This window comes from Streptomyces sp. NPDC014882 (assembly GCF_043081325.1).
GTDB lineage: Bacteria > Actinomycetota > Actinomycetes > Streptomycetales > Streptomycetaceae > Streptomyces.
Map to the genome: position 1 here is coordinate 286,479 of NZ_JBIBWL010000005.1, position 12,014 is coordinate 298,492.

Annotated in this window: 10 protein-coding genes and 1 pseudogene; 5 read left to right on the forward strand and 6 right to left on the reverse strand. The window is 71.2% G+C overall.

What is annotated here, in order from left to right; translation table 11 throughout:
• Positions 1-75: 75 nt before the first annotated feature.
• From ACF09K_RS14920 to ACF09K_RS14930, 3 genes are all read right to left on the reverse strand, one after another.
• Positions 76-1,698: a hypothetical protein gene (locus ACF09K_RS14920; protein WP_392243612.1), complete on the reverse strand. Its 1,623-nt coding sequence runs from the start codon at positions 1,696-1,698 to the stop codon at positions 76-78.
• Positions 1,699-1,826: 128 nt separating this feature from the next.
• Positions 1,827-2,288 (reverse strand): hypothetical protein, encoded by a 462-nt coding sequence (locus ACF09K_RS14925; protein ID WP_392243613.1) that lies wholly within the window; start codon positions 2,286-2,288, stop codon positions 1,827-1,829.
• Positions 2,289-2,448: 160 nt separating this feature from the next.
• Positions 2,449-4,644: an N-6 DNA methylase gene (locus ACF09K_RS14930; protein ID WP_392243938.1), complete on the reverse strand. Its 2,196-nt coding sequence runs from the start codon at positions 4,642-4,644 to the stop codon at positions 2,449-2,451.
• 279 nt (positions 4,645-4,923) lie between these two features.
• Between ACF09K_RS14930 and ACF09K_RS14935 the strand changes: the two genes are divergently transcribed.
• The 3 genes from ACF09K_RS14935 to ACF09K_RS14945 all read left to right on the forward strand — a co-directional run bounded on the left by ACF09K_RS14935 (position 4,924) and on the right by ACF09K_RS14945 (position 7,901).
• Positions 4,924-5,523: a hypothetical protein gene (locus ACF09K_RS14935; RefSeq protein WP_392243615.1), complete on the forward strand. Its 600-nt coding sequence runs from the start codon at positions 4,924-4,926 to the stop codon at positions 5,521-5,523.
• Positions 5,524-5,768: 245 nt separating this feature from the next.
• Positions 5,769-7,448 (forward strand): ribonuclease HI, encoded by a 1,680-nt coding sequence (locus tag ACF09K_RS14940; protein WP_392243616.1) that lies wholly within the window; start codon positions 5,769-5,771, stop codon positions 7,446-7,448.
• A gap of 126 nt (positions 7,449-7,574) precedes the next feature.
• Positions 7,575-7,901: a hypothetical protein gene (locus ACF09K_RS14945; RefSeq protein ID WP_392243957.1), complete on the forward strand. Its 327-nt coding sequence runs from the start codon at positions 7,575-7,577 to the stop codon at positions 7,899-7,901.
• Here ACF09K_RS14945 and ACF09K_RS14950 read toward each other — a convergent pair.
• The 3 genes and pseudogenes from ACF09K_RS14950 to ACF09K_RS14960 form a co-directional block, all read right to left on the reverse strand.
• A pseudogene (locus ACF09K_RS14950) lies at positions 7,808-8,002 on the reverse strand (transposase); the annotation flags it as partial. The gene ACF09K_RS14945 and the pseudogene ACF09K_RS14950 sit on opposite strands and share 94 nt — an antisense overlap.
• A gap of 546 nt (positions 8,003-8,548) precedes the next feature.
• Entirely contained in the window at positions 8,549-9,103 is a 555-nt protein-coding gene (locus tag ACF09K_RS14955) for an EF-hand domain-containing protein (protein WP_392243618.1), read from the reverse strand.
• A gap of 609 nt (positions 9,104-9,712) precedes the next feature.
• The gene (locus ACF09K_RS14960; RefSeq protein WP_392243619.1) at positions 9,713-10,465 is read right to left on the reverse strand and encodes a hypothetical protein; all 753 of its coding nucleotides are present in this window, start codon (positions 10,463-10,465) and stop codon (positions 9,713-9,715) included.
• Between the two features lie 128 nt (positions 10,466-10,593).
• On the opposite strand from ACF09K_RS14960, the gene ACF09K_RS14965 reads away from it, so the two are divergent.
• Positions 10,594-11,073, forward strand: coding sequence for a hypothetical protein (locus ACF09K_RS14965; protein ID WP_392243620.1), 480 nt, complete (start codon positions 10,594-10,596; stop codon positions 11,071-11,073).
• A 197-nt stretch (positions 11,074-11,270) separates the two neighbouring features.
• Positions 11,271-11,807 (forward strand): tyrosine-type recombinase/integrase, encoded by a 537-nt coding sequence (locus ACF09K_RS14970; RefSeq protein ID WP_392243622.1) that lies wholly within the window; start codon positions 11,271-11,273, stop codon positions 11,805-11,807.
• Positions 11,808-12,014: the final 207 nt, after the last annotated feature.

Genomic DNA, 12,014 nt, shown 5'->3' on the forward strand with positions numbered 1-12,014 from the left:
GCCGCGGTCCCCGGACGAGGGGCGTGGCCCGACTGCCACAGGGCAGGTGAGCGCTCGCCGGCCCGGTCGCCGCTCTCAGCCGTCGGTCACCGTGATGAGCAGTGGTCCGCCGGGCACGGGCAGGCTGCGGCCGCCGGGGTAGCCGTACTGCGCGCGGAGGCCACCCGCGTCCGTGAGCGTGAAGCCGACCGTGTACTCGCCCTCGGCGAGGCCCTGTTGGAGGGGTACGTTCAGTTCGAGCGGGCCGTTCGTCACGGAAGGGACGCCGCCGGACATGCCGTTGACGGAAGCGCCGCTCGCGTCGTACACGGTCAGGCTGAAGCCGTTGACGCCCACGAACGACGTCACGTCGAGGGTGAGTCTGGCGTTGCGCGGCAACGTGCTCGCGGGCACGGACGTGACGTCCAGCGAGGCCGAGTTCACCACCGGGGCCGCCGTGTCGGGGATCTGCGTGGCCACGAGGTCCAGCACGGGGCCGTGGAAGGCCGTGCCGTAGGCCGCCGATTCGCCGGCGCCGTCCGTGATGCCGATTCCCGTGACGGTGCACCGCCTGGTGTAGACCGGCGGCACGGTGGCCCGCAGCGAGATCGAGCCGTCGGGCGCGATCACGGGGTTCTCCGTGACCGATCCGCTGCAGCCGTCCAGCAGCACCGTCGCGGAGGCGATGCCGTCGCGGAAGCCGGACGGCTTCATGGTGATCGTCAGCGGCGCCGTTCCGTTCCAGTTGTTGTACTCGGCGGGGGTGAGGGCGAAGTCCGACGCCTGCACCGAGCTGTTCTGCGTGACGTGCACCGGATCCTGCGACAGCCCCTCGACCACGCTGACGTTCCCCGACGCGTCCGTCAGCCCGACTCGCGAGACGGACCACGTACCGGCGGGAGCACCGGCGGGGATGGTGACCTCCACCGTGCAGAAGACGTCGTGGCTGTCGTACGAGTTGTAGTCCCCGCACCGCAGCGTGCCGTCGGTTTCCCGGGTCGGACGGATGGCCCCGCTCGCCGTCGCCCCCCGCGGGCCGCTGAGGACGAGCCGTCCGCGGAAGAAGCCGGACTCGGCGTCCGCGATGTTCAACCGGTACCGCGCGGTGACGGAGGCGTCGGCGTTGTAGAGGTACTCCGGCTGGTCGCGCACCGCTCTGAGGCCGTCGTACGTCGGTCCGGTCGAGTCGACGACGTGGGTGGCGGTGAATTCCGCGTGGAACCTCTCCAGGCCCTGCCGTTCCACGGTGAACGTGCCACCCTGGTCGTCCCTCGCCGTGACCTTCACCACGGCCCAGCGAGCCGTGGACCGCGCCGCGTACCGCGGTACGGGGAAGGCGTGGCTGTAGTCCGCGGAGGCCATCGTTCCGGCGACCGCGCTCGCCTGGTAGGGCCATCGCGGCTCGAACGAGAACGTCAGGGTCCGCGGTGCCCCGATGAGGCGTCCGTCGGCGCCGACCTGCTGGAAGGCGATGTCGCCGAACATGTCGGTGGCCGCCGCGTTCCCGTCCGTGACGTGCCAGTCGACCGTGACCGTGGCGTCGCCGGACGTGGCGTCCACCGTGCTCTGCCCGACCGAGAGGGCCGTCAGCTGTGGCCCGGTCTGTCGTGCCTGCCCCTCGGCCTGTGCGGGACCGGCCGCGAGCGTCCCGATCAGCAGTCCGCCCAAGGCCGCCGCGAACAGCCGGAACCCCCGGGGTCTTCTCTTGACCTGTAACACGAAAATCCCTCCCCTTGAACCGCCCATGACAGAGCGTCGGGCGATGCTAACAGCGGTGACTTCGCAGGACAGAGCGCTTTTCCCTGTGGCCACGGCCGACGCCACCGGCCCGTCGGCACACCGGTCGCCTACGGGGAAGGACGCGATCCGCCCCGGATCCAGCGGGGTGTTCGTGGCCCGGCGATCACGTGTGGACGGACGGCGGCTGAGCCGGCGTCACCGGATGCGATGCGGCGTTCCTGCTTCACGTCCTTGGCCGGGACGGCGACGGCGACCCTGCCCGCCACCGTCGTCAGGACGTAGTTGGTCGAGCCGCTGAAAACGACACCTGCGCCGGCGGGTATCGCCCTGGCCGTCGCCCTCCGGGTGAAGGTGATGGACACCCGCCTGGACAACTGCTTGATCGTGACCAGGGCGGGTCCTCTCCGGTACTGGCAGACCCGCTTCTCGGCGATCTTCACGACCGCTGCCTTGCCGCCCTTCGACGCCCTCTGCTCCACCGAACCCGCCGGCGCGGGCACGAAGGTGAGGTGCTTCTCGTCCTCATCGCTCAGCTCGGTCTCGTACACCTCGACCAGGCGCATGCACATGTCGACCGGGTCAGGCCACGTCGTCCAGGCCCTCCGCGCGACGGATCATCCGCCACGCGGCCTTGCGGGCGCTGCGGGCCTTGCGGGCGCTGCGGTCCAGGCCGGACCGCAGCGTGCGGGGACGCGGTGTCGTCGCGTGCGGTGGGACACGTGGGGCGTTTCAGGCGGAACGACCGTCCGGGGCCTCCGGGCTGGCAGGGCCGTCCGGGCCGTCCGGGTCGTCCGGTGGCAGGAGGACGCCGGCGGTGAGGCCGGTGGTGAGGGTGGCCACGGTGTCGGCGGCGAGGTCGGTGGTCCGGCGGACGGCCGCGCGCAGCTCGTGCACGCGGCGGAAGGCCTCTCCGTAGCGCCGCTGCTCCTCCAGGGGCAGCAGCGGTACGCGCAGGCGGCCCGGTGCGACGTGCACGAGGGTGGAACCGGTGGACGCGGAGGCGATGTTGTCCTCGGCGCCGAGGAACCCGGCCAGGAACCACGGGTCGAGGCGGGCCGGGTCGGGGCGCAGGAGGTGGACGTGCGGACCGAGCAGGGCTCCGGCGTCCCGGTCGTCCGCGACCCGGGTCATCGCGGCCGCCTCGCCGCCGCCCCCGAGGGCGCGTACGAGGACGTCACCGGCGGCGACGGACTGCGTGGCGTCCGCATGGAGGCCGACGGCCCTGGGGGACGGGGGGTTTCCGGCGGAGATGTCCGAGGCGGTGAGGACCGGCCGCTCCGCGGTGGGGGCGGCGGAGCCCTTGGAGCCCCGGGCGCCGGACGGGGCCGCCCGCAGCACGGTCAGGGCCCCGCCGCGCGCCAGGTCGGAGACGGTCGCCGTACGCCACTCGCGGGCCGCGGCCCCGGACGGCCGCCACCCGCCGGACGCGGAGGCGGCCGCCAGGACGGCGACCTGTCCGGCCAGTCGCCCGTGCAGGTCGTCGACGCGGCGGGCCAGGGCGGCCGGGTCGATGTCGGCCGCGGTCACCCGGACATGGCGGGCCGGGGTGACGTCGACGACGTCGTCGAGGAGGTCGACGAGCGGCACCGCGCGGGCGACGCCGGGCTCGTCGGCGTAGGTGTCGGGGGCGGTGGTGAACGCGGCCCACTGGGCGAGGACCCGGTCGGTCAGCCCCGCCCAGTCGAAGGAGGCGGCCGAGGCGGAGGCGGAGCGGCGGGGGCGGGTGCCGGCGCCGGCCGTGTCGGTGGCGGACGGCGTGCCCGCGGCGTCGTCCCGCTGCTCGCCCTCCCCGTCGACGAACAGCACCGTCGTACGGTCCGCGCCGCCCGGCTCGGGGCGCTGGAACACCCAGATCTGCAGGCCGATGTGGAGCGGGTACGCGGCACGCGCCGGAAGGGAGACGACGGCGCGCAGGGCCCCGCTGCGGATGAGTTCCGCGCGGACGCGGCGGCCGGAGGAGCGGAAGGCGAGGGCGGGCGGCAGCAGCATGACCGCGTGGCCGCCGGGTTCCAGGTGCGCGAGGGCGTGCTGCACCCAGGCCAGTTCGGACTCGAAGCGCGAGGGGAGTCCGTACGCCCAGCGCGGGTCGTAGGCCAGCTCGTCGTGACCCCAGTCGCGGTCGCCGAACGGCGGGTTGCACAGGACGGCGTCCACGGTGACGTCGGGGAAGGCGTCGGCGCGCAGGCTGTCGCCGACGCGGACCGCCGTCTCGGCCCCGGGCGCGGCGAGCAGCAGCCGGACCGCGGTGCGCCGGCCCTGGACGGCGAGCGAGTCCTGCCCGTACAGCTCCCGCGCGCCCTGCCGGGCGGCGGCGGCGAGGAGCGTGCCGCTGCCGCAGGCGGGGTCGAGGACGCGGGACGCGCCGGCGGGCAGGAGCCGTGCCATGAGCAGGGCCAGGCCCTCCGGGGTCTGGTAGACGCCGCTGGCGGCGCTCTCGTCCAGTTCGCGTTCGGCCAGGACGTCGACGGCGGCCTGCGCCCCCGCCTCACGGACGCAGCCCAGCAGGGCGCGGAGCACCCCCGCGTCGTCCGGACCGTACCGGGACGGCTCGGCCTCGGGCACGGCGACCGGGAGTTCGCCCGCGGTCCTCTCCGCCCGGGCGACCAGCGCGTCGTCGGACAGGGTGGCGAGTTCGGCCAGCTCCTCCGGCGTGCGCCGGGACGCGGCTGCCACCAGCGGGAACAGCCGCGCGGCCACACCCGAGCCGGGCCCCAGCAGCCGTAGCGCGGTACGCAGTTCCTCGGTCGGCGAGGCGGTGGAGGTGTGCCCGCGCGCCCGCAGCCAGGCCTGGACGGCCGTCAGGTCGTAGAGCGGGCTGGTCTCCGTGCCCGCGCTGGGGGCCGGGAAGTCGTCGTGGCGACGGCGCCAGTTGCTGACGGTGGCGCGCGTGACCCCCGCGATACGGGAGATCTCGGCGGCCGTCACGTGCGCCGAGGGCGCCGGTGGGGCTGGTGGCTGCTGGGGCATGGCGTGGGGTTCCGTACCTCTCGGGCCAGGGGGTAGACGGTTAACACCTTACAGAGGTCGTCAAGCGCATAAACGCGATTGACGATGCTTTCAGTGTTGTGTTTATCTGATCTCGCTTCCGAGTGGAAGCGGCGTCCCGGGGCGCTCTGCCGAGTCCGCGTCGCGCATCGGATCTCTCCACTCGCAGCCCCGCACCCCGCGCCCCGCACCTCGCGCATCGCAACAGGAGGAACCCAGATGACCACCCAGCCCCCGCAGCAGCCGGGTCACGCACACCAGCCCGGCTTCCCGCAGCAGCCCGGCCTCCCGCAGCCTCCCGTGCCGCCGAAGAAGCGGTCCAAGGCCAGGCTGGGCTGCCTCGGCGTCCTGGCCGTGATCGTGATCGGCGGTATCGCCTCTGTGGCGGGGTCCGGCTCGGACGACTCCTCGGCCGGCGCCCCGTCCTCCGCCGCGTCCACCGGCTCCGCCAAGGGCACCGGCTCCGACAAGGACGGTGGGTCCTCCAAGGGTGCCGACTCCGCCAAGACCACCGCGCCCCGGCAGTCCACCGTCGACGCCTTCAAGGCGTACGTGAAGAAGCACGAGTCCGCGAAGACGCAGGAGGCGGCGACGCACGTCACCAAGGTCCAGGGCGCCGACGAGAACAACGACATCCTGGACACGGCCGACATCTACACGGACTACACCGGGGACATGATCAGCGCGGATGCCGGCAACGCCAAGCTGCTCGCCTCGGCCTTCGCCGACTTCCAGTCCAGTCGGGGGAAGGACAGCAAGAACGGCCTCGTCACCGTCTACAACGCCGACGGCGACCTCCTGGGCAACGGCAACTACTGACGCCCTGGCCGGAGCCCGCGCCCTCCCGAACACGCCTGTCGCACCCGGCGGTTCTCCCGTCCCGGCACCGTCGCCGACCGGCCTCTGCCGGGAGATCCCGGCACGGCCCACGGCCCACGGCCCACGGTCCACGGCCCGCCGAGGACGGCAGTGACGACGGAAGGCCGTCCGGAGAGCCGTCCCGCCCGGGCGCAGCGCCCCCACTGCCCACACCGGCCACCCCGCTCGTGACGTGGAAGGTCAACGTGACGATCACCCCGCACACCGAGCTGGTCCGGCACTACGCCGAAGACTTCACCGCTCTGCAGGACGCCGCCCTCGCGCGCATGAACGGCATGGCCTCCCCGGAGACCGCCGCGGCCCTGGCCCACCCCTCGCTCGCCGAGCCCCTCGCCGTCGCGCTGGCCCACGCCGACGTCCTCGCCCGTGGGGACATCAGGCGCACCGAGCTTTCAGGGGTGTCGGCACCCCACCGGCTGCGGCGCCTGCGCGAGCACGCACGCAGGGTGCGCCGGGCACGGTCCGAGGCGGACGCCGTGTGCAAGGAGCAGCGGGCGCGCCGCGTCGCCGGCCGTCGCAGGCCCCCGCTGGAGCCGCTCGAGCTGCGCGTGGCGCGCGCCGCGGACCCGGAAGCGTACGGCCGGGCCCTGCGGGAGGTGCTCATCGATCACGGATCGCCGGCCGCCGACGTGCCGGTGCCGGTGCCGGACGACGATCTCGCCCTGTGGGCCTGGCAACGGGGCCCGGCGGCCGCCGAACCGCCGGTCGCCGTCCGTGAACTGCTGGAGTGCCACGACGACGCCTTCGTCCAGGTTCTCCTGCGCGACGCCCGGGAGGAGGAGAACCCGCACCTCGCGCACGACGCGGTGGTGGAACGGTGGGGCCGGCACGCCCGTACGGCGCTGGCCTGGGGGCGTTACGCCATCGCCCGGGCCGAACGCCAGGTGCTCGCCCGTCCTCTCACCGCCCGCCGTGTGCAGCTCGACGCGCTCGACGACGCCTACCAGGACGCCGCGATCCTCGCGGCCCGCGCCCGCGAGGCCAGGCACCGGACCGCCGACCTCCACGACCGGATCCGGGACCGTGCGGCCGACGGGCCCCTCGCGGAACTCGTCGCGCGGTGCCGCGCCGCTGCTCTCCTGCGCCTCTCCGCCGACGAGCCCGAGTTGTGGCAGCGGGCCTGCCGGCTGGCCACCGAGCACCGGGCGGACTGCGACGCGCGGGTCGACGGCTGCCCGCGGTGCCACCGGACCCTCGCCGCCCGCCTCGCCGAGGACGTGTCCGCCGCCACGTCCCAGGACCACGACGGCGACGAGGGCAGCGACGACGGCGACGGCGACGGCGACGGCGGTCCGGAGGGTCTCGCCCCCGACTACAAGGAGCGTTACGCCATCCTCGACGACTCCCCGAGCCGCGCCGCGGTGGCCGTCGCCGACGCCGCGGTCGGCGACGAGTCCGCGCTGTGCGGCTACGGCTGGGCCGCCGAGGACGGAACGACCGGATACGGCGACTCGATGGCCTCGTGCAGCGGCGAGGCCGAGGTCATCGGTATCTGCCAGGCCGCCCTCAGCCTCCTGGACCGCCACCCGGAAGCCCCCGTGGTCGTCCTGTGCGACAGCACCGAGGCCGTCGGGGCGGTGAACCTGGCCCTGACGAACGCCGGTCCGGCGGCTGCCCGCCGCACCGTCCTCTTCCCCGAAGGCAGGGAACTCCTGGAGCGCCTGGTGCCCCATCGCCACCGCCTCCAGGTCCGCTGGCTCAAGGGCCACATCGGACATGACCTCAACGAGACCGCCGACGCCCTCGCCGGCCTCGCCGTCCGACGCGTCACCGGCCGCGTCGCCGCCTCCGCAGCCCGCAGGCAGGAGGCGCGGATCCTGCGCTCCGCCACTTCCGGCCGGCCCCCGGTCCTGGTCGCCGCCTGACCTCGACGGACTCCGCCCCGGCCGCCTGACCACACGCCATCAGGCGCTCACCACAACTCCTTTCACCGGTGTACGGGCACACACCCGGCGCAGACCCTTCGGGGCGCTGCGAGGAAGGGGCTGCACATGGGCACCACCACACGTGACCGGATCATCGCCATCGCGCAGAAGGCGGTGGACCGTACCTACGACTGCTACGCCGCGCGGCCGGCCGAACTGACCGGGGGGCCGATCGCCACGGCCTCCGCGAGCGGCAAGGGCAGCGTCGCCAACCGTCTCGCGGCCGAGGAGCGAGCCGCGGCGTACGGAGGTATCGGCGACGCGTCGCCGGTCGTCAGCCGCGTGGACGTGCAGGACGGCCCCGGCGGACCGAAGACCGGCGGCGACTGCCGCCCCGTACAGCCCGTCGTGGCCACGAGGACGATCGCCGCGAGCACCCCACGGTCCCCGTGACGACGCCGCCCAGCGCCTTGCGGCCGTGGCGGAGCGGGCGGTACCACCGGCTGGAACAACTCCCGCAATCCGTCCGGGACCAGCCGCTCCACGATCGTCATGCCTCAAGGTCACGAACCCGGATGAGACGACGTCTCGGGAGGGAGGCGGGGAGGTCGTGTCGGTGGCCTGCGGCTTCGATGCCTGGAGAGATGCCCGGCAACTCAGCCCCCGGACGATCTGGTTGACCGCTGCGTCCGGCACGGCAGTGGCACGAACCCCGGTCGACGACAGCCGGCCACGACGGCGGGTGCACCGGCCGACCACACGCGTGTACCTCCCCGCACCTCCTGTCCTCGGCCACGCCGCCCGTACCGCCGGCCAGAGCAGACTGCACCAGCGGAACCGTCGTGACGAGTCCTGGGCGACAACTTCTCTTTTCGATCTCGAGCGGTGGCGGTTGAACGCGGGTTTCCGATCCGGTGATCCCTCCGTGGCGAGGGCGTGAGGAAGGGACCCCCCGAACCGTTCGTGGGTGTCGAACCCATGAGCGGCAGGAGGTCCCTGTGGCGCACTCTTCCGTGTCGACGGTCGGGCGATCCGTCGTCGTCCCCCGGGGCTGATCGCGATCGCTGCGCTTCACGCGCGATCAGCCACCCGACAGGTTCTTATACGCGCCCGAAGACCAGGCTCCCCGGGGCGGCCGGGTCGGGGGAGAGGAAGAACTCGCGGGAGGACCGGATGAGTTCCGGACGGGAGATGTGTCCGTCTCCGTCGGTGTCCAGTGCCACGAACGCCTGTGCAGCCTCGTGAGAGGGGATACCCCAGACGTTGTTCGCGTGCCGGAGGTACTCGTCCTTGCTGATCTGGTTGTCGCCGTCGGTGTCCATCACGTCGAACGCGGCTTCGGCGAGGCCGTTGACGGCATCGAAGCGACTGGTGTCGATGACCGTGAAGCGGGTCGCCGCGACGTACTCCTCCTCGGAGACGCGCTGGTCACCGTTGGCGTCCGCGTGACGGGCCAGCTCCTGCCAGAGCATGGCGTAGGCGGCGTGGAGGGCCATGGCCCTGCGGTCGCTCTTGTTCAGCCCGTACTCGCTGAGGTACCGGTCGATGATGACCTGGAAGTCGCTCCAGTCGATGTATCCGTCGTTGTCGGCATCCAGGGCGCTGAAGACCTTCTTGATCTTCAGGCCAATGGCGTCAGCAGTTGCAGTGCCCATACGGATTCCTTTCGTGTGTGCGGGGGCTGGATGGGCAGCTGGAACTATTTCCGGCCGCTCCTCTCCGAAGCTAACATCAGGCATCATCTGGACCGGCGAAGCATCATCATTACTGACCCGAACGGATGCGAAGATTCGCAGAGCAACGCAAGGGAAGCCCGCGACATCGAATTGCCGAATAGGCCCGGAAGATCGCCGTGCAATACGGTAATGATCTCTGAGGACCGCGCCGGAGAGGCTGCCCCACCCCACTGCGCGCCCGCGCTTGCGCGAGCCTTGATGACGGGTCCGGCGGGTTGCTGCAGACCATCCGGCACGGGGGGGGGGAGTTCGCGGCGGGCAGTCTGTTGCAAGACTTTCTGCCCCTACGTGGCCGGGTCGCCGGGGGGCACAGTGGCACGTCCATGGCACGACACCTGAAACGCCGAAGGGTCGGCCCGGGAGGAAACCCTCCTGAGCCGGCCCTTCCATCTGTGCCCCCGGCAGGATGCGAACCTGCGACACCGGCTTCAGGACAGCGGCAAGGACGCCTTGCCGGTGACCTGCGGCTTCTTTGATCGTGCTAGCGGGCCTGAAGGCGTCCGGGACTGCTGCACGAGTAGGTGGGAGCTACTTGGGTGCGCTCACAGGCACCGGGTCGCTGAAATTCTTGAGTTTCACGACGTTATGCCCCGAGTTGCCAGAGACCTCCAGCCACTGTTCGAAGCGCACGACTCGACCGGATTCGTTGACCCATACGTCGCAGGCGAACTCCTGAGTACCTTCGGTACGCATCCTGTCGTATACCCGGCGGTCCACCGTTCTGAGCTGGTCCTGGGTGAGGCTTCCGGAAAGTCGGTACGCAGGGACTCCGTCCACCTCCTCCGGACCCTTCCGGGCCTTCGCCCCGAGGCCCAGGAGCAGCTGTGCGTAAGCGCCGTAGTCCGCCAGGCCCGTGCTTGCGGGGTCCAGGCCCGTACGCTGCCACTCCCCAGCCGCTCCGTCGTCATCAAGCGTGCGCGTGTAGCTGGCGTCCTCCAGGAGGATCGTCTCCATACTGAACGCTTGGTCCTCCGGGACACTTTCGGAAGTCTTCAAGGTCAGTTTGCCCGTAGGAGCTGGTCCGTTGAAGTTCATTCGGCCGGCCATGACGACCGTCAGCGTAGAACCCGCATAGGTCTCCGTCGTGATCTCGGCCGAGTAACGCGCTGGGTCAGCGTTTTTGAGTGCCGTTTCGACCTCGAACGAACCAACGGACCCCGACGTAACCGATGTTCCGTTCTTCGACGTCGGTGCAGTGGTTTTCCCGGCATCCCCAGCGCCACAGCCGGTGAGTAAGATGGCGGCCGCGATACCGGCCGCCGTGGTGGCCAAGTGGCGCATGACTGGGGACCTCCTCAAGTAGGACTGACAGGCGAATCTGTCATGGGCACAAGCTAAGCGCTCCCCCTGACGAGCTCGTGCACGGTCGGCGGTGAGGCGTCGAGATTCTGATCGGCGATCATGGCCGTGTGGTAAGGAACGTGTCTCGTGCAGGGATTATCAGCGACCGGAGGATCACGGGCCTGTCGGCCGACGTGATCGCTGAACTCGTCGCAGAGCTGGGCCCGTTGTGGCACGAACGGCACCAGGCCAAGCTTGCGTCCCGGCCGCGGAAGCGGGCGCTGGGCGCGGGTGCGAAGCACCGGTCGGTGTTCGTCGACCGGCTCCTGGCCACGTTCGTGAATCTCCGGCATGCCACCACGCACGACGTGCTCGCCTGCTGGATCGGTTATCTCAATAACTGGGACATCGAGCGGAAGACTGCTGACGACTTCGTCATGGACTTGATCGACTTGGACGACCGGGTCGTCTACGGGTGCGTGATGGAGATAGCAGACAGCCGGACACGGATACCAGTCACGTTCGAGGACATCTTGGACCAACTGGAGAGGTCTCAGCTGATCGGGGCCGTGAGCATGCTCCGTGCTGGCCCCAACCCGAGCGCTTGACGAAAGGTGCGAAGCCGCCGTCACCGACAATGACGGGATTTACGGCGCGGCGGATCAGGGCCATGCCTGCGGCCCGGCCAGTCCGCGCGGTGACTCTCCCTCATGGAAGAACTCGGCGAGAGGCTGCCCGTAGGCACCTTCAGCAAGGTCGTCAGATGCCGGTCTGCCTGCACCGTGGTGGTGCAGACAGTGACGACGTGCCCGAGCGGCCGGTCCTCACGGTCGCGGAGGTCTTCGCCGTCGCCGACTCCATCGCGCCGCGCTACCGGCTGCTCGTGCTCCTGGCGGCCTTCACCACGCTGCGGTTCGGAGAACTGGCGGCCTTGCGGCGCTGGGACATCGATCTGGAGGGGCTGACCGTCACCGTGCGTCGCGCTCAGGCCGAGTTGCAGGACGGCCGGCTTTTCGACAGGGCGCCGAAGTCTGCTGCCGGGGTGCGCTCCGTCTCCTTCCCGGCCGAACTGCTTGACGCGGTCACGCACCACCTGGAGCACTTCGCCGCTCCTGGCCGTGACGGGCACGTCTTCGTCGGGCCGCAGGGCGGACAACTGCGGCGGAGCGATTTCCGCGACGACTGGATCAAGGCCCTAAAGACCGCAGGCATCACGGTTGATCCGCACTTCCACGACCTGCGGCACACGGGTAACATCCTGGCCTCCACGACCGGTGTCAGCACGCGGGAGCTGATGACGCGCATGGGGCACAGCAGCTCTCGGGCCGCACTGATCTACTAGCACATGACCAGCGACCGTGACCGGGCCATCGCTGATCGGCTCGGGGCCATGATCCGCCGGGATGGGCGACCGGGCGGCCGATAGCTTTAGGGGGTCCGCATCACGGCAAGGAACACGACCACCACCATGTACATCGGGATGGCCAAGGCCACGGCCAACCCGGCAAGGCAGCCCCATATGGTCAGTCGCCAACTGGTTCTCGCGTAG

Excerpts from the sequence above, each read along its gene's own strand:
- ACF09K_RS14925 (WP_392243613.1), bottom strand. The coding sequence starts at position 2,288 with ATGTGCATGCGCCTGGTCGAGGTGTACGAGACCGAGCTGAGCGATGAG.
- ACF09K_RS14935 (WP_392243615.1), top strand. The coding sequence starts at position 4,924 with ATGACCACCCAGCCCCCGCAGCAGCCGGGTCACGCACACCAGCCCGGC.
- ACF09K_RS14945 (WP_392243957.1), top strand. The coding sequence starts at position 7,575 with ATGGGCACCACCACACGTGACCGGATCATCGCCATCGCGCAGAAGGCG.
- ACF09K_RS14955 (WP_392243618.1), bottom strand. The coding sequence starts at position 9,103 with ATGGGCACTGCAACTGCTGACGCCATTGGCCTGAAGATCAAGAAGGTC.
- ACF09K_RS14960 (WP_392243619.1), bottom strand. The coding sequence starts at position 10,465 with ATGCGCCACTTGGCCACCACGGCGGCCGGTATCGCGGCCGCCATCTTA.